This window comes from Polynucleobacter necessarius, assembly GCF_900096755.1.
GTDB lineage: Bacteria > Pseudomonadota > Gammaproteobacteria > Burkholderiales > Burkholderiaceae > Polynucleobacter > Polynucleobacter necessarius_K.
In genome coordinates this window covers 912,764-933,406 of sequence record NZ_LT615227.1, presented here as the reverse complement: position 1 = coordinate 933,406, position 20,643 = coordinate 912,764, and the positions used below count along the sequence as shown (strand labels likewise).

At 46.0% G+C, this 20,643-nt stretch carries 25 protein-coding genes and 2 pseudogenes; 12 read left to right on the top strand and 15 right to left on the bottom strand.

All coding sequences use genetic code 11. The annotated features are described in order from the left end of the window. Positions 1 to 151: 151 nt before the first annotated feature. From fcl to DXE27_RS04890, 3 genes are read right to left on the bottom strand one after another with little or no spacing between them, the layout of a single operon-like run. On the bottom strand, positions 152 to 1,132 hold the full coding sequence (gene fcl / locus DXE27_RS04900; protein WP_128113134.1) for a GDP-L-fucose synthase: 981 nt from the start codon (positions 1,130 to 1,132) through the stop codon (positions 152 to 154). Positions 1,133 to 1,162: 30 nt separating this feature from the next. Beyond that, a complete protein-coding gene (gmd, locus tag DXE27_RS04895) occupies positions 1,163 to 2,290 on the bottom strand; it encodes a GDP-mannose 4,6-dehydratase (RefSeq protein ID WP_128113133.1) in 1,128 nt (375 codons plus the stop codon). Positions 2,291 to 2,343: 53 nt separating this feature from the next. Continuing rightward, positions 2,344 to 3,813, bottom strand: a complete 1,470-nt coding sequence (locus tag DXE27_RS04890; RefSeq protein WP_128113132.1) for a mannose-1-phosphate guanylyltransferase/mannose-6-phosphate isomerase — start codon at positions 3,811 to 3,813, stop codon at positions 2,344 to 2,346. 174 nt (positions 3,814 to 3,987) lie between these two features. Here DXE27_RS04890 and DXE27_RS08930 point away from each other — a divergent pair, with 174 nt between their 5' ends. After that, positions 3,988 to 4,134, top strand: coding sequence for a hypothetical protein (locus DXE27_RS08930; protein WP_172457109.1), 147 nt, complete (start codon positions 3,988 to 3,990; stop codon positions 4,132 to 4,134). 94 nt (positions 4,135 to 4,228) lie between these two features. On the opposite strand, the gene DXE27_RS09105 is transcribed toward DXE27_RS08930, so the two are convergent. The 9 genes and pseudogenes from DXE27_RS09105 to DXE27_RS04850 form a co-directional block, all read right to left on the bottom strand. Continuing rightward, positions 4,229 to 4,537: an HPP family protein gene (locus DXE27_RS09105; RefSeq protein ID WP_197712305.1), complete on the bottom strand. Its 309-nt coding sequence runs from the start codon at positions 4,535 to 4,537 to the stop codon at positions 4,229 to 4,231. 4 nt (positions 4,538 to 4,541) lie between these two features. Then, the gene (locus DXE27_RS09100; protein ID WP_197712304.1) at positions 4,542 to 4,769 is read right to left on the bottom strand and encodes an HPP family protein; all 228 of its coding nucleotides are present in this window, start codon (positions 4,767 to 4,769) and stop codon (positions 4,542 to 4,544) included. A 222-nt stretch (positions 4,770 to 4,991) separates the two neighbouring features. Beyond that, positions 4,992 to 5,312, bottom strand: coding sequence for a high-potential iron-sulfur protein (locus DXE27_RS04880; RefSeq protein ID WP_128113131.1), 321 nt, complete (start codon positions 5,310 to 5,312; stop codon positions 4,992 to 4,994). A gap of 170 nt (positions 5,313 to 5,482) precedes the next feature. Further along, on the bottom strand, positions 5,483 to 5,689 hold the full coding sequence (locus tag DXE27_RS04875) for a hypothetical protein (RefSeq protein ID WP_128113130.1): 207 nt from the start codon (positions 5,687 to 5,689) through the stop codon (positions 5,483 to 5,485). Positions 5,690 to 5,808: 119 nt separating this feature from the next. After that, positions 5,809 to 6,486: pseudogene (gene folE, locus DXE27_RS04870) on the bottom strand (GTP cyclohydrolase I). A gap of 172 nt (positions 6,487 to 6,658) precedes the next feature. After that, entirely contained in the window at positions 6,659 to 7,030 is a 372-nt protein-coding gene (locus tag DXE27_RS04865) for an MAPEG family protein (protein WP_128113129.1), read from the bottom strand. Positions 7,031 to 7,057: 27 nt separating this feature from the next. Next, entirely contained in the window at positions 7,058 to 7,690 is a 633-nt protein-coding gene (plsY, locus tag DXE27_RS04860; RefSeq protein ID WP_128113128.1) for a glycerol-3-phosphate 1-O-acyltransferase PlsY, read from the bottom strand. 49 nt (positions 7,691 to 7,739) lie between these two features. Continuing rightward, complete coding sequence (xerD, locus tag DXE27_RS04855) at positions 7,740 to 8,675, bottom strand: site-specific tyrosine recombinase XerD (protein WP_128113127.1); 936 nt, start codon at positions 8,673 to 8,675, stop codon at positions 7,740 to 7,742. Next, positions 8,668 to 9,153 carry a YajQ family cyclic di-GMP-binding protein gene (locus DXE27_RS04850; protein WP_128113126.1) on the bottom strand — a complete coding sequence of 162 codons (486 nt, stop codon included), beginning with the start codon at positions 9,151 to 9,153 and terminating at the stop codon, positions 8,668 to 8,670. The genes xerD and DXE27_RS04850 overlap by 8 nt, the downstream gene beginning before the upstream one ends. Before the next feature lie 77 nt (positions 9,154 to 9,230). On the opposite strand from DXE27_RS04850, the gene murB reads away from it, so the two are divergent. Beyond that, positions 9,231 to 10,268: a UDP-N-acetylmuramate dehydrogenase gene (murB, locus tag DXE27_RS04845; protein ID WP_128113125.1), complete on the top strand. Its 1,038-nt coding sequence runs from the start codon at positions 9,231 to 9,233 to the stop codon at positions 10,266 to 10,268. Between the two features lie 28 nt (positions 10,269 to 10,296). On the opposite strand, the pseudogene xseA reads toward murB, so the two are convergent. Continuing rightward, positions 10,297 to 11,513, bottom strand: a pseudogene (xseA, locus tag DXE27_RS04840) (exodeoxyribonuclease VII large subunit). 314 nt (positions 11,514 to 11,827) lie between these two features. Here xseA and DXE27_RS04835 point away from each other — a divergent pair. From DXE27_RS04835 to DXE27_RS04805, 7 genes are all read left to right on the top strand, one after another. Beyond that, positions 11,828 to 12,469 (top strand): MotA/TolQ/ExbB proton channel family protein, encoded by a 642-nt coding sequence (locus DXE27_RS04835; protein WP_128113124.1) that lies wholly within the window; start codon positions 11,828 to 11,830, stop codon positions 12,467 to 12,469. Beyond that, entirely contained in the window at positions 12,466 to 12,933 is a 468-nt protein-coding gene (locus tag DXE27_RS04830) for an ExbD/TolR family protein (RefSeq protein ID WP_128113123.1), read from the top strand. The genes DXE27_RS04835 and DXE27_RS04830 overlap by 4 nt, the downstream gene beginning before the upstream one ends. A gap of 11 nt (positions 12,934 to 12,944) precedes the next feature. Continuing rightward, a complete protein-coding gene (lpxK, locus tag DXE27_RS04825; protein WP_128113122.1) occupies positions 12,945 to 14,042 on the top strand; it encodes a tetraacyldisaccharide 4'-kinase in 1,098 nt (365 codons plus the stop codon). 86 nt (positions 14,043 to 14,128) lie between these two features. Then, positions 14,129 to 14,308 carry a Trm112 family protein gene (locus tag DXE27_RS04820; protein ID WP_128113121.1) on the top strand — a complete coding sequence of 60 codons (180 nt, stop codon included), beginning with the start codon at positions 14,129 to 14,131 and terminating at the stop codon, positions 14,306 to 14,308. Between the two features lie 11 nt (positions 14,309 to 14,319). Continuing rightward, a complete protein-coding gene (kdsB, locus tag DXE27_RS04815) occupies positions 14,320 to 15,084 on the top strand; it encodes a 3-deoxy-manno-octulosonate cytidylyltransferase (protein WP_128113120.1) in 765 nt (254 codons plus the stop codon). 113 nt (positions 15,085 to 15,197) lie between these two features. Further along, complete coding sequence (gene adk / locus DXE27_RS04810) at positions 15,198 to 15,863, top strand: adenylate kinase (RefSeq protein WP_128113119.1); 666 nt, start codon at positions 15,198 to 15,200, stop codon at positions 15,861 to 15,863. A gap of 10 nt (positions 15,864 to 15,873) precedes the next feature. Further along, a complete protein-coding gene (locus DXE27_RS04805; protein ID WP_128113118.1) occupies positions 15,874 to 16,848 on the top strand; it encodes a GDP-mannose 4,6-dehydratase in 975 nt (324 codons plus the stop codon). Between the two features lie 51 nt (positions 16,849 to 16,899). Here DXE27_RS04805 and nrdR read toward each other — a convergent pair whose 3' ends face one another. Continuing rightward, entirely contained in the window at positions 16,900 to 17,346 is a 447-nt protein-coding gene (gene nrdR, locus DXE27_RS04800) for a transcriptional regulator NrdR (protein WP_128113117.1), read from the bottom strand. Positions 17,347 to 17,371: 25 nt separating this feature from the next. Beyond that, the gene (glyA, locus tag DXE27_RS04795) at positions 17,372 to 18,616 is read right to left on the bottom strand and encodes a serine hydroxymethyltransferase (protein WP_128113116.1); all 1,245 of its coding nucleotides are present in this window, start codon (positions 18,614 to 18,616) and stop codon (positions 17,372 to 17,374) included. Positions 18,617 to 18,694: 78 nt separating this feature from the next. Here glyA and tolQ point away from each other — a divergent pair, with 78 nt between their 5' ends. Genes tolQ through tolA form a run of 3 tightly spaced genes read left to right on the top strand, consistent with a single transcriptional unit; the run spans position 18,695 to position 20,643 of the window. Continuing rightward, on the top strand, positions 18,695 to 19,351 hold the full coding sequence (tolQ, locus tag DXE27_RS04790) for a protein TolQ (RefSeq protein ID WP_128113115.1): 657 nt from the start codon (positions 18,695 to 18,697) through the stop codon (positions 19,349 to 19,351). Positions 19,352 to 19,362: 11 nt separating this feature from the next. Further along, entirely contained in the window at positions 19,363 to 19,782 is a 420-nt protein-coding gene (locus DXE27_RS04785) for an ExbD/TolR family protein (protein ID WP_128113114.1), read from the top strand. A gap of 36 nt (positions 19,783 to 19,818) precedes the next feature. Further along, positions 19,819 to 20,643, top strand: a complete 825-nt coding sequence (gene tolA / locus DXE27_RS04780) for a cell envelope integrity protein TolA (protein WP_128113113.1) — start codon at positions 19,819 to 19,821, stop codon at positions 20,641 to 20,643.

Below are 20,643 nucleotides of genomic sequence, written 5' to 3'. Positions count from 1 at the left end.
CGTCTACCTTCGATGCCCAGACCTTTTCCCTCCAGCGTCTGCCAAAGATTAAATGCAAAAAGGCATGATCAATTCGAAAAGAGCGCTTCACAATTTTCCCAGGCTAATTTTTGAATGCAAAAATGCAATATTGATCATGAATACGCCGGGATTATCCCCGAACGTCACCTTGCAAAAATTCTTGATAAGCAACGGCCAGACCTTGCTCTAGATTGACCTTCGGATTCCAACCCATACGATTTAAGCGTGATGAGTTCATTAACTTTCTTGGAGAGCCATCAGGCTTGCTAGGATCAAAACCAATCTTGCCTTGATACCCTGTTACCTTAGCAACCGCAGCAGCCAATTGCGCAATCGACACATCATCACCAAAACCTACATTGATATGACTTTGCATTGGTTCAGTTTTCGCATCGTATTGCGCTTTTTCCAGCTGCATTACAAAGATCGAAGCGGCAGCCATATCGTCAACAAATAGGAACTCACGCTTTGGCGTACCCGTGCCCCAAATTAACACTTCTGGAGCATTGGCCAACTTTGCCTCATGAAATCTTCTAATGAGCGCTGGAATAACGTGGCTATTTTCAGGGTGGTAGTTATCACCAGGACCATAAAGATTAGTCGGCATGACCGAACGGTAATCAATGCCCTGGGAAGCACCATATTGACGGTTATAACTCTCGCACATCTTGATGCCGGCAATCTTCGCAATCGCATAAGGCTCATTGGTTGGCTCTAGCTTGCCAGTCAGCAATGCGTCCTCGCCCATCGGCTGAGGAGCCAAGCGAGGATAGATGCAACTAGATCCCAAAAAGAGTAATCGCTTAACGCCATTTAAAAAAGCCTGATGGATCACATTATTTTGGACCATCAAATTGTCATAAATGAACTCTGCTGGAAAAGTATTGTTTGCATGAATACCGCCGACCTTCGCAGCGGCCATATAAACCTGATCCGGCTTTTCTGTTTCGAAGAAGGCTTGAACAGCAGCTTGATTGGTTAAATCTAATTGAGCATGGGTGCGCTCAATAATATTTTTATAACCTTGAGCCTTCAAATTGCGCACAATGGCTGAACCCACCATACCGCGGTGACCAGCTACATAGATCTTTTGATTTAAATCAGTTGGCATTAATTTTGAGTTTTCGAATGACGTTACGAATTAATTTTCCTTACTAACTGATACCGAGAATCCATGTTTGCTTAACAATGCATGTTGCTTGGCTTTATCCAAATCACTTGCCACCATCTCAACAATCATTTCATCCAGGGTAATTTCTGGAACCCAGCCAAGCTTTTCTTTAGCTTTGGTTGGATCGCCCAGGAGAGTTTCTACTTCCGTTGGGCGGTAGTAGCGTGGGTCGATTTGAACAACAACATCGCCCACTTTGAGTGCCGGCGCTTTATCGCCCTCAATAGAAGCAACAATAGCCTTTTCGTTCTCAGCAGAACCTTCAAACTTCAAGGTAATGCCCAATTGCTTTGCGCTGCGGATAATAAATTCACGAACAGTGAACTGCACACCAGTTGCAATCACAAAATCTTCCGGCTTATCTTGCTGAAGCATCAACCACTGCATACGTACGTAGTCTTTTGCATGACCCCAGTCACGCAAGGCATCGATATTACCCATGTAGAGGCACTTCTCAAGACCTTGAGCAATATTTGCTAAACCGCGAGTCACCTTGCGTGTTACGAAAGTCTCGCCACGACGCTTGGATTCGTGGTTAAACAAAATGCCGTTACAAGCATAAATACCATAAGCTTCACGATAGTTGACTGTGATCCAGTAGGCATACATCTTTGCTACTGCGTATGGGCTTCTTGGGTAGAAAGGAGTGGTTTCCTTTTGTGGAATCTCTTGTACCAAACCATAAAGCTCTGATGTTGATGCTTGATAGAAACGGGTTTTCTTTTCTAAACCCAAAATACGAATGGCTTCTAGCATGCGCAATGGGCCCATTGCATCAACATCCGCCGTGTATTCAGGAGACTCAAATGAGACAGCAACGTGACTCTGCGCGCCCAAGTTGTAAATCTCATCAGGTTGGCACAACTTAATAATGCGCACCAAATTACTGGTATCCGTTAAATCACCGTAGTGAAGAATTAAATCCGGATGATTAATGTGCGGGTCTTGATAAATGTGATCAATACGCTCGGTATTAAAAGAAGAGGCGCGGCGCTTAATGCCATGAACGATGTAGCCTTTTTCCAATAAGAACTCGGCAAGGTATGAACCATCTTGACCAGTAATACCAGTGATTAACGCGACTTTTTGCTTACTCATATATTGACTCTTCTTTGTTTACTTAATTTGCTTAATGTATTAACTGCTTTTACTTAACTTCTACCGTAGGTATCTTCAAAACGCACAATATCGTCTTCACCCAAATAACTTCCGGACTGCACTTCAATAATCTCTAGTGGTGTCTTGCCTGGGTTGGCCAGACGATGGGTTTGCCCCTGGGGAATATAAGTGCTCTGGTTCTCAGTCAGCAGCAATACTTGATCGCCATTGGTAATCTCAGCGGTACCCTTCACCACAATCCAATGCTCGGCACGGTGATGATGCATTTGCAGAGACAAACTAGCACCAGGCTTAACCTGAATACGCTTTACCTTAAAGCGCTCACCCTCATCGACACTGTCATACCAACCCCAAGGACGAGAAACCTTGCGGTGCAAGCTCTTCTCTTCACGCTTTTGTGACTCAAGCTTGCTAACAATATTTTTGACGTCTTGGCTATTTTTACGATCGGCAACAAGTACAGCATCTGCAGTTTCAACAATGATGAGGTTTTCAACTCCAACCGCGCTCACCAAACGACTACTTGCATGAATGAGTGAGTTCTTCGAATTACTCACCAAGGCATCGCCGCTAGTGACGTTACCTTGCGCATCCTGTTTGCCTGCTTGCCACACAGCATCCCATGCGCCTAAATCATTCCAACCGGCATCCAACTCCACCATCTTGATGGGCAGCTTACCAGGGCATTTTTCGATAACAGCATAGTCCACTGACTCGCTTGGTATGGCGTTAAATAATTCTTTTGCAGGGCGAATGAACTGCGCGTCACCCGATGCATCAACCGCCTTATCTTTCCAGGCTTTTTCAGTAGCAGACAGGATGTCCGGACGAAACTCCTTAAGAGCGGCAAGCCAAACACTGGCTTTGAGCACAAACATGCCGCCATTCCAAAAGTAACCGCCCTCTGCCAGATACTGCTTAGCCGTAGCTTCATTCGGTTTTTCTACAAAGCGCTCCACAACCAGTCCGCTATCAGAGCTACCGTTTTGCACTTTGATGTAACCGTATCCAGTTTCTGGTGCAGAAGGTGTAATACCTAAAATCGCAATCGCACCCGTTTGCGCAATCGCAATACTGTCAGCCAATGCCTTAGTAAATGCCGCCGGATTGGTAACGGTTTGATCTGCTGGAGTTACCACCAAAATAGGATCCTGGCCTTGCTCTTGCGCAAAGAGTGCGGCAAGCGTTAATGCGGGCGCTGTATTTCTGCCAGATGGTTCGAGCAATAAAGTGGCATCGACGTTGTGTAGTGTATTTTTTAATTCGCGTAATTGATCGAGCGCTAAGAAACGATGCTCTTCATTGGTAACGATCACTGTCTTACCTAATGAAACTTCTTTGCTTGCAACTGAATGAATGCGGCCAATAGCCTGCTGAAACAAACTTTGATTAGAGCCGTCACCCGACAACACTAAAAATTGCTTTGGAAACCCAGAGCGGGAAAGGGGCCAAAGACGAGTTCCAGACCCCCCACAGAGAATTATGGGCAAAACTTGCGTCATAAGCAAATAGCTAACCTTTTGAATGTATTGTGCAATTTTACGGTTTTTGTGCAATTAACCCTAGATTTTATCGCTTTATACGCAGCCAAAATCTTTTATAAAATAGGCACTGAAGGGCTAAAGAGCGCAAGATAGCGCTGTATTCATCAACATAAGAAAGAAATAGGAGCCAATATGACCTCAGGTAATACCCCAAAAATCAATGTTCGTAACTCTGTGGTGGAATGCGCCCAGCCCCTTAAAAAGGAAAATACCACAATTACGGCATTAAAGACTGCATCGCCTCTATTGCAGCCACAAAGAGAAAATAACCTCATTTAAAGCAAATTAACGTTATTTAGATTTATTTATCGTTATTTAATGAAAAATTGGCCTAATATATAGGTTTTTAAGGGGTCAAAACCTGCTTAAAAACTTATTTAGGCCTATTTGGATAGGGCTTACCAGTCAAATTGCTATAAATTGCCCCCGCAAGCACCAATAAAACCGAATCAATCATCACCGGAAAGAGCGCGTAGCGGTAACTGGTTACATGACCCAAGATGGCAATCAGTGCCGCAGCAGCGGCAGGCGGATGCAAACAGCGCAACGCAAACATTCCCATAATCGAAAGACTTGCCGCAATTGGCATGGCCAATAAGGGCTGATCAATCAAGATTGCTGCAGCAATACCAACAAAGGCGGATAAGGTGTTGCCTGCAATCACCGCCCACGGCTGCGCCATTGGACTACCCGGTAAAGCAAAGACCAAGAGTGCAACTAGCACCTAGAGAAGCCATTAGCCACTCCTCAACACCACTGAACTCACCGAGCATCTTCGCCACAGTCAGCACTAATATCAGACCCACAAAAGCGCCAGCACAAGATCTCAAACGCTCAGCCCAACTCACTGCAGGCTGATCTCCGCCAAAGTAAAAGGCAGCACGATGCAATAAATATTTAGCGGTATGTTTCATAAGGGATGCAATTAGTCTCGTTCAGTTTTTTATATTTTGTAATTAATGCATCATAAACAACAAAAATGCGAGACTCCTGCATCTCACCAGCCCCCCTACCCCCACCCCTCTACAGCCCTACGATGGTGTTCTTTAAGGCAATATAAAAGACTGCTCAGCATTACTGGCAGTCTTTTATATTGGCCGATATCAATCGGCGCTTAATGCAAGGTTGTTGCTGTTTTACGCCTTTTTAGCGTAAGCAGAACACCAGCCTTTACCAGCAACTTGTTTGCCAGCAAATAATGAGCAACCACCAGCAGCAGAGCCAGTTTTACCTTGATACAAGGCACAGTTGTCGCACTGTTGACCAGCAGCATACTTAGCAAACTTCGCTTTATCTACTTTAGAGGCATCAGCCTTGTAACCCAATGCAGCAGCTTGTGGGTCTGTTTCAGCAACCATAGCTTGAGCTTGAGCTTGAGCTTGAACTTTACCGTTCAATGCCAAAGTACAGGCACCAGCAGCAGACAAAATCATAAATTGGCGACGACTATTTTTCATGGGTTCTCCAAAAAGTAAAACAGCAAATAATATGCAAGGGATATGCACCTATAAAACTAAACCCGATCATAGTGGAGATGTTTTTGGGTTGCTAGCGAAGCGCTAAGCCCATGATTTATATAACAATATAGTTGAGAATTATTCTCAGCAAGATGGCGCCTGATGCCGACCTATTTCCAACCCTTTAATCTCATGCAACCATCCCACTGTTTTAGGTGCACGCCTAATCCTGCTTCTGGATAAACATCTTTGCAATCCTTCAGGTCTTGACGATAGGTCACTGGATTATTTTTAGCGGGATCTTGATTTTGATCGGGGAAGCTAGTGCATGCGAGGAGCGCTAATGCAAACACGGCATATATAAAGGTATTAAACATAAATAGCGCTCTTGATCAAAGAATGAATAGTCTAAGTGTAGCGACTTTATAGACGAGTAACAAAGAAAAAGCCGTTCACAGGGAGCGGCTTTTTCGCAAATAAATCAAAGAGGCTCAAATCACTTACGATCAATTAACGCCAAGAACTCTCTTCTGAGATTGGAGTCCCTTAAGAATGCGAATGCGCCACGCATTACGCTATTAATCATCTTCGAGTCGCGATCCTTGACGCCGCGCCACTGCATACAGAAGTGATCGGCATCCATCACAACAGCAACACCGATAGGTTTGATTTTTTTCCAGTATGTCTGCTAGCTCCACAACCGCTTCTTCCTGAATTTGCGGCCTACACATGACCCACTCGGTTAGGCGGGAATACTTGGATAAACCAATCAATGCCGATTCCTTGCTTGGCAACACGCCAATCCAAATTCGGCCCATGATCGGGCAGAGGTGATGGGAGCATGCACTTCTTACGGTGATAGGCCCAATAATCATGAGTTCGTTTAAGCGACTCACGTTGGGGAACTTCGTTAAGGTTGGCTGATGAACATAGCGGCCGTTAAAAACCTCTTGCACATACATCTTGGCTACACGGCGACTAGTGTTCTGTGTGTTGTGATCATTTTGCGTATCAATCACCAAACTCTCGAGCACCTCTTGCATCTTTTGAGCAACCTCATCTACTAGACCCCCTCTAACTCGCCCGGTTTAATAAAAGCAGAAATATTGTCGTTGGCATGAAAGCGCGCCTTTTGCGCCTCGATGCGACGACGAATCACCACTGACAACGGCACGCCACAGCAGCGTCTTTCTTTGCTGTCTTCGTTGTTGTCTTTGTAGCTGCCTTAGTGGTTTTCTTGGCGACTGTCTTGCTAGGTATTTTTTTGTTGGCATAGGGTTGGTCTCAATAATTTTTTATATGTCTCGTATTGCTAATTAGTAGTTTTGCTTTTTAGTTGCTGGTTTCTAGATCTGAAAAAACATAGCCACCACACAAGCAATGCCTGCAAGCCAAACAATTGATCTGGTAGTTGGCCAATTGGCAACATAACAAACTAAATAGGCAATGCGTGCAACAACAAACCCGATGGCTAGAAGGTCGATCCTTACCTGGGGTGCATTTGCGATATGGGCAATGATGACCGCTGCAAAAAAGAAAGGTAAGGATTCAAAGAGGTTTGCTTGAGCTGCATTGGCACGCGCCCTAAATCCTGTTTGCTTAGCAAGCCATTGCCGCGGCATGCTGTTGTCGTAGCCTTCAAAGCCCTTCTTAGCAATGCCAGCAGCTACATAAGGGAATAGACCCATAAAGAGAATGCATGCATAGGCGATGGTCATATTGATTGTCTTTTTAAAAGGTAAAACTTATTTTGGATTCTTTTTAGAACCAATACGACTCTCTGTGCCATTCATCAAATTACGGATATTGCTGCGATGACGCCAGATTAAAAGGAAGCACACAATCAATAAGGCAATACCCATCGGCTGAAAGCCAAAGAGAAAGACAAAATAGATTGGATCAAATACAGCAGCTGCTAAAGCTGCCAAAGAGGAATAGCGCATAAAGGTTGCCACAATGATCCAGGTGCCTAGAGTTGCAGCGCCTAAGATCCAATTAACACCGAACAAAATTCCGCATGCAGTAGCAACGCCTTTGCCGCCTTTAAAGCCGTGAAATATTGGGAATAGGTGTCCCAAGAAAACTGCCAGGACTACACCACACAAAACCCATGAATCTAAAGTAGAGGTAAGTGACTGGTCTCCTAAAATCACTCTAGCCAACATCACTGCAAAGTAACCTTTTAGGGCGTCGCCAATTAAGGTAAGGACGGCCGCTAATTTATTGCCAGTACGTAATACGTTTGTCGCACCAGGATTACCTGATCCATAGGAATGGGGATCAGGCAAACGCATGCACTTGCTCACAACCACCGCAAACGAAATCGAGCCGATGAGGTAGGCAATAGGAATCAGTAATAGATCTAGGCTTAAGGTCATGCTGGTATCTTAATCACTTCTGCAAGTTTCGTATCGGTTTGGCAATGGCTTATGAGCCACGCGGATGGTGCTGTTGATGAATCGATTTGAGGCGCTCTCTAGCCACATGGGTATAAATCTGTGTTGTAGAGATATCTGCATGCCCCAAAAGAAGCTGCACCACCCGTAAATCAGCACCATGGTTGAGTAAATGGGTGGCAAACGCATGTCGCAAGGTGTGAGGAGATAAGGCCGCTGGAATATTGGCAATCGTTGCATAGCGCTTAATCAAAGCCCAAAATGCCTGCCTCGTTAAACCGGTACCAGTATGGCGCCCAACAAATACCGCATCAGTAGTCTTGCCTTCAAGAAGCGGTGTTCTGGCATCCGCCAAATATCTTCTTAACCACTGACCTGCTTCGCCACCAAATGGCACTAAACGCTCTTTACCACCCTTACCGTTGATCACTCGCACCACACCTTCGTTCAATCCGAGCGCAACAGTCTTGAGAGAAACAATTTCTGAAACGCGTAAGCCGCTGGCGTACATCAACTCCAACATCGTTCGATCGCGCAATCCTAAAGGGGTTTCAATATCAGGCGCATTAAGCAAAGCAGTCACCTGGTCTTCGCTCAATGTTTTAGGAAAGCGCATTGCTTGCTTAGCAGCGCGCAGACCTATACACGGATCACTCTTGACTAAATTGATGCGTAAGGCATGACGATAGAAGCGCTTAAAAACGGTTAGACGTCGATTGGCTGTTGTGGCTTTATCAGCGCGACGGTGCGCAATGTAAGCGGTGAGATCTTTCTCAGTCACCGCATACAGATCAGACTGATGATTTTTATAGAGCCATTGTGCGAGAAGCAATAAGTCTCTGCGGTAAGCGGCTAGGCTGTTTTGAGCCAGGCCGTCTTCTAGCCAGCAAGCATCACAAAAGCGTTCAATCGCTTCTTGGCTTGCTGGAGCTATAGCAACAGTTTCTTTGGCGGCAACATTAGTCACGGAAATTATTAAAGCTTAATGGAGCTTCTGTTACTTCCTTTTTGAGCAATGCCATGGTTTCTTGCAAGTCATCACGCTTACCGCCCGCAACACGTACTGCGTCACCCTGAATACTGGCTTGCACTTTAATCTTGCTATCTTTGATGATGCGCACTACTTTTTTAGATAACTCTGAAGTAATGCCTTTTTGGATCTTCATAGTTTGCTTGCGCTTATCACCACCAATGGTTTCTGTTTTGTCATCTTTGAGATAACGCACATCCACATTGCGCTTTGCCATTTTATTAATCAACACATCGCGCACTTGACCCAATTTGAAATCATCATCGCCGAACAAAATGAGCGCTTCGTCTTTTTGCTCTACACGGCTATCAGAACCCTTAAAGTCAAAGCGGTTGCTGATTTCTTTGTTGGACTGTTCAATCGCATTCTTAAGCTCAACCATATCCGGTTCGCATACAACGTCAAATGAGGGCATTTCTACTCCTTATTAATCTTCTGAGGTAATTTGGTAATTATCTGCGTATTTGGCGCACATTCGAATAAGATTGTGGCATGAACTCCCCTGCGCAGGCTTCCTCAACCCCTAAATTGACCCCTAATATGGGTCTTCGGGAGCGCAATACCTTTGGGTTTGATGCCCAGGCCGAGTTTGCCTATGAGATCACCAGCGCTGAACAAATCCCCGCGATCGTGACGCAAATTACCGAACAAAAAATGCCATGGCATGTATTAGGGGGTGGCAGTAATGTCATCCTGCCGCAATTACTCCAGGGTGCCACCCTACTGATGAATATTGCTGATCAGAAAATCGTTGCCTCCAATGATGATGAGACTCTGATCGCCGTGGGCGGCGGTGTGAATTGGCATCAGTTTGTTAGTTGGACTTTAGATCAGGACTTGCCTGGCCTTGAAAACCTCGCCCTCATTCCGGGTACGGTTGGCGCCGCACCCATTCAGAACATTGGTGCCTATGGCATTGAGGTAGGAGACTACATTGAATCGGTTGAAGCTTTTGATACAAAAAGCAATGCCTTTGTCACCCTCGAGAACAAGGCCTGCTTATTTGGTTATCGCGATAGCTACTTTAAGCAAAATCCCCATCGCTTTATTGTCACAAAGGTTGTTTTTAGAATTCCAAAAAAATGGCAAGCAAGAATCCATTACGCGGATTTAGCAAAGCAATTTGCTAGCAATATAAATCCTACTGCTGAAGAAATCTTTTTGGCAGTCTGCAAGATTCGTACTCATAAATTGCCTGATCCCAAAGTCATTGGTAATGCAGGTAGCTTCTTTCAGAACCCAATTGTTCCCAATGAACAATATGAAACGTTGCTACGGAAATTTCCAAACCTAGTCTCTTATCCAGATGCTCCCGGCAAACGGAAGCTTGCTGCAGGGTGGCTCATCGATGAATCCGGCTTTAAAGGACAGCGCATGGGTAAGGTCGGCGTTTATGAAAATCAAGCCTTGGTATTAGTGAACCATGGTGGCGGGACAGCGCAAGACATTATTGGTCTTGCTAAATGCATTCAAGATAAAGTGCGCACAGATTTTGGTGTGAGTTTAGAGATTGAGCCTAATATTCTTTAGAACTTAATTGCCCCATTCACAGCGCGACTTATTTTTGTTTCACCTCAGAAAACTCCACATCAACCTGACCTTCAGCCAGACGAATCTGGAAAGTATTCTCAGTATTGAGCTCTGCTGGATTGCGTACAGCCTGTAACGTCGCCTTGTCTTCTTTCAAAATCACTGCATATCCACGCTCTAAAGTTCTTTGAGGGTTGAGCATCTCCAATTGCGACTGGAAGTGAGATTGACTGCGCTTCCAATTCTCCATACGTACTGACCACGCTTGATTTAAGCGTTGTTGCCAGTTTGTGATTTGTTCCCGCATACGATCTGGATTAGGTAATGCATGACTTAAGCACAAGGCTAGTTGATCTAGGGTTTGTGCTTCACGCTCTACACGTTGATTGATGCGCGCTAACAGCGCTTGCATGATGGCATCCAACTCTTGCAACATTTGATCTCGACGTGGTGCTGCCAGTTCAGCAGCACCTGTTGGTGTTGGCGCCCTGAGATCAGAAACAAAATCAGCGATCGTGAAATCTGTTTCGTGACCAACGCCACTCACCACTGGAATGTCAGACTGAGCAATTGCATAAGCTAACTGCTCATCATTAAACGCCTAAAGATCTTCAATGCTGCCGCCGCCGCGCACCATCAAAATGACATCAACTGCATTTTCTTGATTGGCAGCCTTCAGCGCAGAGATGATTCCCGCAGGCGCATCTGGTCCTTGCACTAAGGTTGGATAAATTACAATCGGAATATGCGGCGCACGTCTTGCTATGCTAATGTACTCAACACATCTTTTAAAGCTACAGCCTGTGGTGATGTGATGATGCCGATCGATCTAGGGTGACTCGGAATATCTCGCTTGCGCTCTTCGTCAAATAAGCCTTCTTTAGCAAGTTTGGCTTTGAGCTTTAAAAACGCCTCATACAAGCCGCCCATACCTGCACGTCGCAAAGTTTGAATGGTGAGTTGAATGTCACCTCGCGGTACATACATTCCTAAACTGGCGCTGACCTCGACCAAATCACCGGATTGCGGCATGAAACCTACCTGCCCATTGCGACCTCGAAACATCACACAGCGGATTTGACCTTCTTCATCCTTGAGCGAGAAATACCAATGCCCACTGTCATAGGCCTTGAAGTTGGGAATCTCCCCGCTAACCCAAACAGTATGAAAGCGGTCTTCTAAAGAAGCTGCAATGGCGCGGTTTAGATCGCCAACACTAAGTATTTCCTTGGATATTTCCGACATTTTTTCTCGTTTTCTACAATTCCATTTGGCTTAGAGGCCAATAAATATCCACAGAAGCATATTCGCTCTTGGTTGAACGCCTAAAAGTAAGTAATTACTGACCCGAAACGTCTCATAAATCCAACAACTCAATATTAAGCCGTTGATTTATAAGGATATTTAACCGAACCACCCAGGGGAGATTTAGACCCCATCAACCCGCGCCCACCATCAATCAAGGACTTACGGCGAAACTGCTGAAAAGTTTTGCACAGAGTTATCTACAGGCTATCTTTCCGAAACAGGCTTTTTAATTCAGCTAAAGTACTGAGCTTATGTACTCCATCTTACTATCCGCTGGCTGGCCCATTTGGCCCCTTCTAATCATCCCCATCATTGGTCTAGCCATTGTTTCGGAGCGCAGCTGGTATCTACGGCAAATCCATATATTTCCTAAAGATAGCCTAGAAACTGATTTTTCCATTGCAAATCAAATACTTAAGCAAAATTCGCTACCTGAGCAGCAGATTAAAGAGTTTGCCCAGCTATCACCAGCAAGCCCCTTATTAGCCTGCCTGTTGAGCGAAAAAGCTGCTGGTAATAACTCTGAGTCTGCGTTGGAGGAGCTGCAAGCAAGCGCACAAAACACTTGGCTTAAATTAGACCGCTACTTAGGGGCGCTGGCTACGATTGCCACTGTTGTTGCACCTCTACTCGGCTTATTTGGCACAGTTGTGGGAATGATTGAAATTTTTGGCAGTCAAGGTGCAATTAGTGGTGCAGCTGGTAGCCCACAACAACTCGCTCACGGAATTTCTGTAGCGCTTTACAACACTGCATTTGGTTTATTAATTGCGATTCCTGCGTTAGCTAGCTGGCGTGGATTACGCGCACTTGCAAATCAACGTCAACGCGAGTGTGAAGAATTTACTCGCCAGTTATTTAAAAAACTTTATCCAGCTGAATCAACGCAATGAGTTGGTTAGATACACACCCAAAAGCAGGGAAGCGATTTTCCCTGGGGGCGGGATCCGTTTCTGCAGAACCTGAAATCAATCCCATTCCTTTTATTGATGTTCTGTTAGTAGTGCTGATTTTTTTGATGATCTCCACCACCTTCACACGCTATCAAGAACTTGCTATTACCTTACCAACTGCTAATGGCTCTGAAAGCCAAACTGAAGCTAAGCAAATTCATATTGCCGTGAGTCGTGATGGACGCTTTGCCATCAATGGCAAAGTCACTGATCGTTCACAACTTAGTAGCGCCCTCATGCAGTTAAGCAATGCAAGCAGCAGTAATAAAGGTGCAGCAAATAATCTTCAAGTCAATATTGATGCAGACGCCAGAGCGCCGCATCAAGCAGTTATGAGCGCTCTTGAGGCTGCCCGCGATGCCGACCTTGCAAACATTGTGTTTAGCAGTCAAACCAAGAAATAAAGATCGCCTTTATGTCTTTATTTTTCTTTCGTAAATCACCTCAGTTTTGGGAAAGGCGCGGCCCTACTAGTCTTTTTCTCTGGTCGCCCTCCTATATCTATGGACTAGTTTTGCGATTACGTAAGTTGATTCAAGACTTAGGATTAATTAAACATCGCCCTGCTCCTGTGCCGCTCATCATTGTGGGCAATATTCGGGTAGGCGGAACTGGTAAAACGCCAATTGTGATTGCACTTGCAGAGCAGCTATCACGACTCGGATGGAGGCCTGGGATTATTAGTCGAGGTTATGGATCGAATGCGCAAACAACGCCCGTGCAAGTTTTAGCAGATTCCGATCCAGCATTGGTTGGTGATGAACCAGTGCTGATTGCAAAACGCACTAACAACCAATTTCCACTTTGGATTTTTCCAAAACGCCAGAAAAGTATTCAAGCATTACTAACTCACTCTCCAGAAGTAAACGTGATCATTAGCGATGACGGTTTGCAGCATAGTGGCTTGCCTCGCCGGCCTGCCCGAGAAGGTGGTCGTGATATCGAATTTGTAGTTCGCGATGGACGTGGCGAAGGAAATCGCTTTCTGATCCCAGCAGGGCCATTGCGCGAACCCGCCTCGCGCGATCGCGATGCCACTTTGCTGACTGAAGTAAGTAATGAAAAAATGAATTCTCTGACCGGCGCTATTACCGATGAATACTTCATGGGTCGACGCGCTTTTCATTTGATGCCCGTCCTAGGCGCAGCCTATCAACTGATCAACCCAGCAAACACTCAAACGCTCTCGCAGATTGCCGACACCTATTTGCCTACCAAGATTACTGCCGTAGTTGCCTTAGGCAATCCACAGCGATTTTTTACCGCCCTCCTAAAAGAGGGTGTCGCAGGCAAAACTATCGCGCTTGCTGATCACGCTACCTATACAAACCAGTTTTTTACAAACATCCATGCCGAGCGCATTCTGATCACTGAAAAAGATGCCGTGAAATGCTCGGGTATTACGGATGATCGAATTTGGGTGGTACCGCTATCCCTCAGCCTGCCTGATAGCCTCATGGAATGGGTTCAATCTATTCTGCAAAGACCAGACCCAAATAGATACAACCTGTAAGACTATTCTGATAGCGCTACACTTACTGCTACAGAAACAGCTGCAGATACTCATAAAAGCAACTGCATTGATAACTATAGAAAATCATGGATAAACGTCTACTCGATATTTTGGTTTGCCCTTTGTGCAAAAGCCCACTGCATTTGGATGCTCAAAAACATGAGCTCGTTTGCAAAGCAGATCGCCTGGCCTACCCTATTCGCGATGATGTGCCTGTTATGCTAGTTGACGAAGCGCGCAGTCTTAGCGCTGACGAAGTTCTTTAACACTCCACTGCATGACCGCCACCTCCAAAGCTCCTGATTTTTTAGTTGTCATACCCGCAAGACTGGGTTCTACACGATTGCCGCGTAAGCCTCTTGCTGATATTGGCGGAAAGCCAATGGTGATCCGAGTTGCTGAGCGCGCCAAACAATCTCTTGCACAAAGCGTAGTGGTTGCAACAGACTCTCCAGAAATTCAGGCGGCATGCGATGAACATCGCATTGAGTGTTTATTGACTAGCCCCGATCACCCCACTGGAACCGATCGCATTGCTGAAGTGGCGCAACTATTGAAGTTACCTGCCAACGCATTGGTCGTGAATGTCCAGGGTGATGAGCCACTCATTCCACCGGAGTTAATTAATCAAGTTGCGCAAACATTAGCTGATCACTCGCAATGCGCCATCTCCACTGTTGCTGTACCAATCACAGATTTATCAGAGATCAATAATCCAAATGCGGTCAAAGTAGTTCTCAACCGCATGGGCGAGGCCTTGCATTTTTCCAGAGCACCCATTCCTTTTGTACGGGATGCAGATGCCCCACAAAATACAGAGCATCTCCGTCATTTGGGCATTTACGCCTATAGGGCCGATTTTTTACAAGCTTTCACACGCTTAGAGCCAGCACCCCCAGAACAAGCAGAGGCGCTAGAGCAGCTTCGCGCCCTCTGGAATGGCTACCGTATTGCGGTCCATATTGCCCCTAAAGCACCTCCAGCTGGAGTTGACACCCTCGAGGACCTCGAAAGGGTGAGGCAGTTACTGGCCAATTCCTAGAAAAAACACCCGATCCCCTGTGTAGCATGCATTCTCGGGGATAATCCTAGTCATTAAGTAATCAGGATCCCAACAAAATACGGGACAATGTCAGCTCTTCTAAGGGGAAAACAATGCGGTTGATTCTGCTCGGTGCACCAGGTGCTGGAAAAGGCACACAAGCTCAGTTTATTTGCGAAAAATTTGCGATTCCACAAATTTCGACAGGCGACATGTTGCGCGCTGCCGTCAAAGCAGGAACAGAGCTCGGTATTGCAGCCAAAAAAATTATGGATGCTGGCGGCTTAGTTTCTGACGACATCATTATTGGCTTGGTAAAAGATCGCTTAACTCAACCTGATTGCAGCAAGGGTTACTTATTCGATGGTTTCCCAAGAACCATTCCCCAAGCACAAGCCATGAAAGATGCTGGCGTGCCGATTGATTACGTTTTAGAAATCGATGTGCCATTTGATGCCATCATCGATCGCATGGGTGGACGTCGCGTTCATCCAGCTTCCGGTCGCACATACCATGTGAAATACAACCCACCAAAGGTTGAAGGCAAAGATGATGTCACTGGCGATCCATTGATTCAGCGCGATGACGACAAAGAAGAAACTGTACGCAAACGCTTGCAGGTATATGACGATCAGACTCGTCCATTGGTGGAGTACTACTCATCATGGGCCGCACAAGCGAATGCCGCTGACAAAGTAAAAGCGCCGGCTTACCGCAAAGTGACCGGTACTGGCAGCGTTGAAGACATTACCGCTTCTATTTTTGCAGCATTAAAGTAAGCCCGGTAAATTGGCAGCTAAAAAAGCATTAATTATCGGTATTACCGGCCAAGATGGTGCTTACCTAGCGAAGCATCTCTTATCCAAAGGGTATGAAGTGACAGGCTCATCACGTGATGTGATGGCCTCGTCATTCAACAACCTCAATACCGTAGGTGTTCGCTCTCAAGTTAAATTAATTTCCGTTTCTATTGACGACTTTAGAAGAAGCGTATTTAATGCCATCCAAACGGCTGCCCCTGATGAAATTTATAACCTTGCTGGTCAAACCTCAGTAGGGCTCTCATTTGATCAGCCGGTCGAAGCCATTGAAAGTATTGCCATTGGCACCCTGAATATTTTGGAAGTCATTCGCTTGTTAAATAAACCTGTGCGCTTCTATAACGCAGGCTCTAGCGAATGTTTTGGTGATACCGGCGATACGCCAGCAAACGAGCAAACTCCTTTTGCTCCACGTAGCCCTTACGCCGTCGCAAAATCTACCGCCAAATGGCTCATCAATAGTTATCGCGAATCTTATGGACTGTATGCCTGTACCGGCATTCTTTTTAACCATGAGTCTCCACTTCGCCCTGAGCGCTTTGTGACTCAAAAGATTATTACGGGTGCTGCCAAGATTAAAGCGGGTCAGCTCGATAAATTACAACTCGGTAATTTAGAAATTTCTCGTGACTGGGGCTGGGCACCAGAATACGTTGAAGCAATGTGGCTCATGATGCAACTCGAAAAGCCAGATGATTTTGTCATTGCTACCGGCAGAAAAGAATCCTTGAAATATTTTGTTGCCAAGTCTTTTGAGTATTTTGATTTGGATTGGCAAAAATATGTGGAAATTGAGCAGAGCTTCTTCCGCCCTAACGAGATCGTGTCTAGCGTAGGCAATCCTGAAAAAGCGATTAAAACTTTAGGCTGGAATAAGCCAACAGATATTGATGGCGTTATTAAGATGATGTGCGCTGAGCAAGCAAAGAAATATCAGCAGTAGTAGGTGCAAGCAGCAAGCAGAAACTCACTGCACCAGGGTTATTGAACTACTTTACTTTAGCTCTTTGAGAGCGCTCTCAAATGATTCAATGTCAGCAAAGCTTCGATAGACAGAAGCAAAACGAATATAAGCGACCTTATCTAGGCGCTTGAGCTCATGCATTACCAACTCACCAATGCGCTCGCTAGGAATCTCTTTCTCACCTAGGCTCAGGAGCTTTTCTTCAATACGGGCAATCGACTCATCGACAGAGTCCGATGAAACCGGGCGCTTTCTGAGGGCTAGCTTAAGCGAGCTGGCCAACTTGTCGTGACTGTAATCAACACGGCTGCCATTCTTCTTCACGATAGCTGGCAAGGCCAGCTCCACACGCTCATAAGTGGTAAACCGCTTATCGCAATTTACGCAACGACGGCGACGACGAATCGTATCGCCCTCGTCCGATACCCTGGTATCGAGAACCTGGGTATCGTCGTTATGACAAAAAGGGCAGCGCAATGCGGCTCTTCTTCTACTTTAAGAGTTAACCGTAAACAGGGAAGCGTTTAGTGAGCTCAGCAACTTGAGCGCGCACCTTGACAATGTTCTCTGCATCATTTGGATTATCCAAAACATCAGCAATAAAGTTACCTACTTGTCTTGCTTCAGCTTCTTTAAATCCACGAGTAGTCATTGCTGGCGAACCCAAACGAATACCACTGGTGACCATTGGTTTTTCTGGGTCATTAGGAATACCGTTTTTGTTGCAAGTAATGTGTGCTTCGCCCAATACACGCTCAGCTTCTTTACCAGTCATTTTCTTGGCGCGCAAATCCACCAACATCACATGTGAATCTGTACCACCAGACACAATGCGTAGGCCACGTGCAATTAATGTTTCAGCCAATGCTTTTGCATTAGCAACTACTTGTTTTTGATAATCCTTAAAGCCTGGCTCTGCAGCCTCTTTAAATGCGACAGCTTTAGCAGCAATGACGTGCATCAAAGGACCGCCCTGTAAGCCTGGGAACACTGCAGAGTTAATTGCCTTCTCATGCTCCGCTTTCATCAAGATGATCCCGCCACGTGGGCCGCGCAAGCTCTTGTGTGTAGTCGAAGTAACGATGTCAGCATGCGGTACTGGGTTTGGATAAACACCAGCAGCAACCAAGCCTGCATAGTGAGCCATGTCGACCATGAAAATCGCGCCGACTTCTTTAGCCAACTTACCGATGCGCTCAAAATCAATTTTCTTAGAGTAAGCAGATGCACCAGCAATAATTAATTTAGGTTTGTGCTCACGAGCCAAACGCTCCATTTGCTCGTAATCAATTTCTTCACTTTTGTCTAATCCGTAAGCAATCGGATTGAACCACTTACCGCTCATATTGAGTGCCATACCGTGAGTCAAGTGTCCGCCCTCAGCAAGACTCATACCCATGAACATATCACCAGGTTTTAAGAATGCGAGGAATACTGCTTGGTTAGCTGACGCACCACAATGAGGTTGCACGTTAGCAGCTTCAGCACCAAACAAAGCTTTTACACGATCGATAGCCAATTGCTCAGCTACGTCCACGAATTCACAACCACCGTAATAACGCTTACCTGGATATCCTTCAGCGTACTTATTCGTCAACTGGGAGCCCTGAGCAGCCATCACCGCTGGTGAGGTGTAGTTCTCGGAAGCAATCAGCTCAATATGGTCTTCCTGACGCTTATTCTCGTTCTGAATGGCTTCCCACAATTGCGGGTCGGTTTTGGCTAAAGTGTTCTGACGGTCAAACATGGTGATAATCCTAATGAAGTTGGATTACTAAGTTTTCATTAACTTAGTAAAATCAACCTACATCATACAAAATCCACCATGACCTCTACACAAGACCTCTCATTCCTCTCCCTAGTCCTTAATGCCAGCCTATTAGTACAGTTGGTAATGTTGTTATTACTAGGGATGTCCGTTGCCTCCTGGACCATTATTTTCAAGAAAACCGCCGTATTACGGGGGGTTAGGCAAGATACAGAGCGCTTTGAGCGTGCCTTTTGGTCTGGCGGAGACCTCAAAACCCTGATGGCCGCCGCCCAGCGCAATACCCGCAGCGATGCGGTTCTGGAGCATATCTTTGAGGCCGGAATGCAGGAATTCATGAAAGTTCGTGAAATCGACGCTGCCCGCCGTGCCATGAAAGCCACTTACCAGCGTGAAATGGACGCTCTAGAGGCGAATTTGCCCTTCCTGGCATCCGTTGGCTCAGTCTCCCCTTATATCGGCCTATTTGGCACCGTCTGGGGCATCATGCACTCATTCCGTGGCTTGGCCAACGTTCAGAACACGACCCTTTCTGCGGTTGCCCCTGGTATTGCTGAGGCCTTGATTGCAACCGCCATTGGTTTGTTTGCGACTATCCCTGCGGTAGTTGCCTACAACCGAGCGGCTACCGATGTCGATCGCCTCTCGATTCGTTTTGAAACCTTCATCGAAGAATTCACCAACATCTTGCAACGTCAAACTTCGGGACGCTAAGCGAATACGTCATGGCCGGATCTTCATTGCGAAAAAATAAACGTCGGGCAATGGCTGACATCAACGTCGTTCCTTACATCGACGTCATGTTGGTTTTGCTCGTGATCTTCATGGTCACTGCACCCATGGTCAATCCAGGCGTCGTGAACTTACCTACCGTTGGCGGCGCCAAGGTCCAATCATTACCCCCTATCTTTTTAACAATCGATGCCAACGAGAATGTCATTGTTCGCAAAGATGGTGATCCCGTACAAACACTCAATAAATTTGAACTCGGCGCCTTTGCAAGAACGCAAGCAGAAAAATCAGTCGATCAACCGATGGTGATTGCTGCCGATAAATCCATTAAGTATGAAACCGCGATGGATGTCATGTCCAAACTCAAAGAGAATGGCGTCAAACGGGTTGGCCTTGCGGTCAAGGCCCAGTAAGGCCCAGTAAGGCCCTAAGGCTTGCTTTAACTGTCAATGTCTAGCGCACAAACTTATCAATCACCACTCTCTCCGTTCAAACGGGGACGCGCCACGAAACAAGAAAGCACTAAACGTGCCTTTACTTTTTCTTTAGTAGCGCATTTAGGTTTGCTCGCGTTTTTAATGATTGGTATTAGCTGGAATAACAGCACCCCTTCTGGAGTTGAGGTTGAGCTCTGGGATGCGTCCCAGCAAGTAGAAACACCTCCAGAGCCACAACTCAAAACAGAAATGGAAGAAGAGGCTGCCGATATTGCAGTCAAGAAAAAGCAAGTTGAAAAAGAGCCTCCTAAAATAGAAGTTCTAAAAGAAACGCCGAAAGCTGTTAAACCTCCTCCGAAAGAAAAAGAGAAGGTCAAGGAAAAAGAAACAGAAAAGCCAAAGAAAGTGGAAGCTCCTAAAGCCGCTTCTCCGGCAGAAACCAAAGCCAATGCTGCAGCAGAAAAAGTACGCGCAGATCAACTCGCTCGCTTGCGCGCAGCAGCAGGCGCTGAAGGTGGCAGCGGTGGCACAGTAGGAAGCGGAGTTGGTGGGGGTGGCAATGCGCCTCCAGGTTGGACTGATAAGGTTATTAAAAAAGTAAAACCGCTCATCGTCTTTAATCCAGAATCTGTGAGCGGCAATCCAGCAGCAGTCATCCAAGTAAGCCTGGCCCCAGATGGAGCCATCTTGAGCACCAGCATCCTGAGCTCTAGCGGCAATGCAAGCTGGGATCGCGCAGTTTTATTAGCCCTATCTCGTGCAGAAAGCCTGCCGAAAGATGACAATAGCAAAATTCCACAGCGCGAAGTAAAGCTGACCTTTAAACCCAAGGACTAA

Excerpts from the sequence above, each read along its gene's own strand:
- glyA (WP_128113116.1), bottom strand. The coding sequence starts at position 18,616 with ATGTTTGACCGTCAGAACACTTTAGCCAAAACCGACCCGCAATTGTGG.
- lpxK (WP_128113122.1), top strand. The coding sequence starts at position 12,945 with ATGTCTTTATTTTTCTTTCGTAAATCACCTCAGTTTTGGGAAAGGCGC.
- murB (WP_128113125.1), top strand. The coding sequence starts at position 9,231 with ATGAACTCCCCTGCGCAGGCTTCCTCAACCCCTAAATTGACCCCTAAT.
- DXE27_RS08930 (WP_172457109.1), top strand. The coding sequence starts at position 3,988 with ATGACCTCAGGTAATACCCCAAAAATCAATGTTCGTAACTCTGTGGTG.
- tolA (WP_128113113.1), top strand. The coding sequence starts at position 19,819 with ATGTCTAGCGCACAAACTTATCAATCACCACTCTCTCCGTTCAAACGG.
- gmd (WP_128113133.1), bottom strand. The coding sequence starts at position 2,290 with ATGAGTAAGCAAAAAGTCGCGTTAATCACTGGTATTACTGGTCAAGAT.
- kdsB (WP_128113120.1), top strand. The coding sequence starts at position 14,320 with ATGACCGCCACCTCCAAAGCTCCTGATTTTTTAGTTGTCATACCCGCA.
- plsY (WP_128113128.1), bottom strand. The coding sequence starts at position 7,690 with ATGACCTTAAGCCTAGATCTATTACTGATTCCTATTGCCTACCTCATC.
- tolQ (WP_128113115.1), top strand. The coding sequence starts at position 18,695 with ATGACCTCTACACAAGACCTCTCATTCCTCTCCCTAGTCCTTAATGCC.
- DXE27_RS04850 (WP_128113126.1), bottom strand. The coding sequence starts at position 9,153 with ATGCCCTCATTTGACGTTGTATGCGAACCGGATATGGTTGAGCTTAAG.
- DXE27_RS04880 (WP_128113131.1), bottom strand. The coding sequence starts at position 5,312 with ATGAAAAATAGTCGTCGCCAATTTATGATTTTGTCTGCTGCTGGTGCC.
- adk (WP_128113119.1), top strand. The coding sequence starts at position 15,198 with ATGCGGTTGATTCTGCTCGGTGCACCAGGTGCTGGAAAAGGCACACAA.
- DXE27_RS04835 (WP_128113124.1), top strand. The coding sequence starts at position 11,828 with ATGTACTCCATCTTACTATCCGCTGGCTGGCCCATTTGGCCCCTTCTA.
- DXE27_RS04785 (WP_128113114.1), top strand. The coding sequence starts at position 19,363 with ATGGCCGGATCTTCATTGCGAAAAAATAAACGTCGGGCAATGGCTGAC.
- DXE27_RS04830 (WP_128113123.1), top strand. The coding sequence starts at position 12,466 with ATGAGTTGGTTAGATACACACCCAAAAGCAGGGAAGCGATTTTCCCTG.
- DXE27_RS04875 (WP_128113130.1), bottom strand. The coding sequence starts at position 5,689 with ATGTTTAATACCTTTATATATGCCGTGTTTGCATTAGCGCTCCTCGCA.
- DXE27_RS09105 (WP_197712305.1), bottom strand. The coding sequence starts at position 4,537 with ATGGCGCAGCCGTGGGCGGTGATTGCAGGCAACACCTTATCCGCCTTT.
- fcl (WP_128113134.1), bottom strand. The coding sequence starts at position 1,132 with ATGCCAACTGATTTAAATCAAAAGATCTATGTAGCTGGTCACCGCGGT.
- DXE27_RS04820 (WP_128113121.1), top strand. The coding sequence starts at position 14,129 with ATGGATAAACGTCTACTCGATATTTTGGTTTGCCCTTTGTGCAAAAGC.
- DXE27_RS09100 (WP_197712304.1), bottom strand. The coding sequence starts at position 4,769 with ATGAAACATACCGCTAAATATTTATTGCATCGTGCTGCCTTTTACTTT.
- DXE27_RS04890 (WP_128113132.1), bottom strand. The coding sequence starts at position 3,813 with ATGACGCAAGTTTTGCCCATAATTCTCTGTGGGGGGTCTGGAACTCGT.
- DXE27_RS04865 (WP_128113129.1), bottom strand. The coding sequence starts at position 7,030 with ATGACCATCGCCTATGCATGCATTCTCTTTATGGGTCTATTCCCTTAT.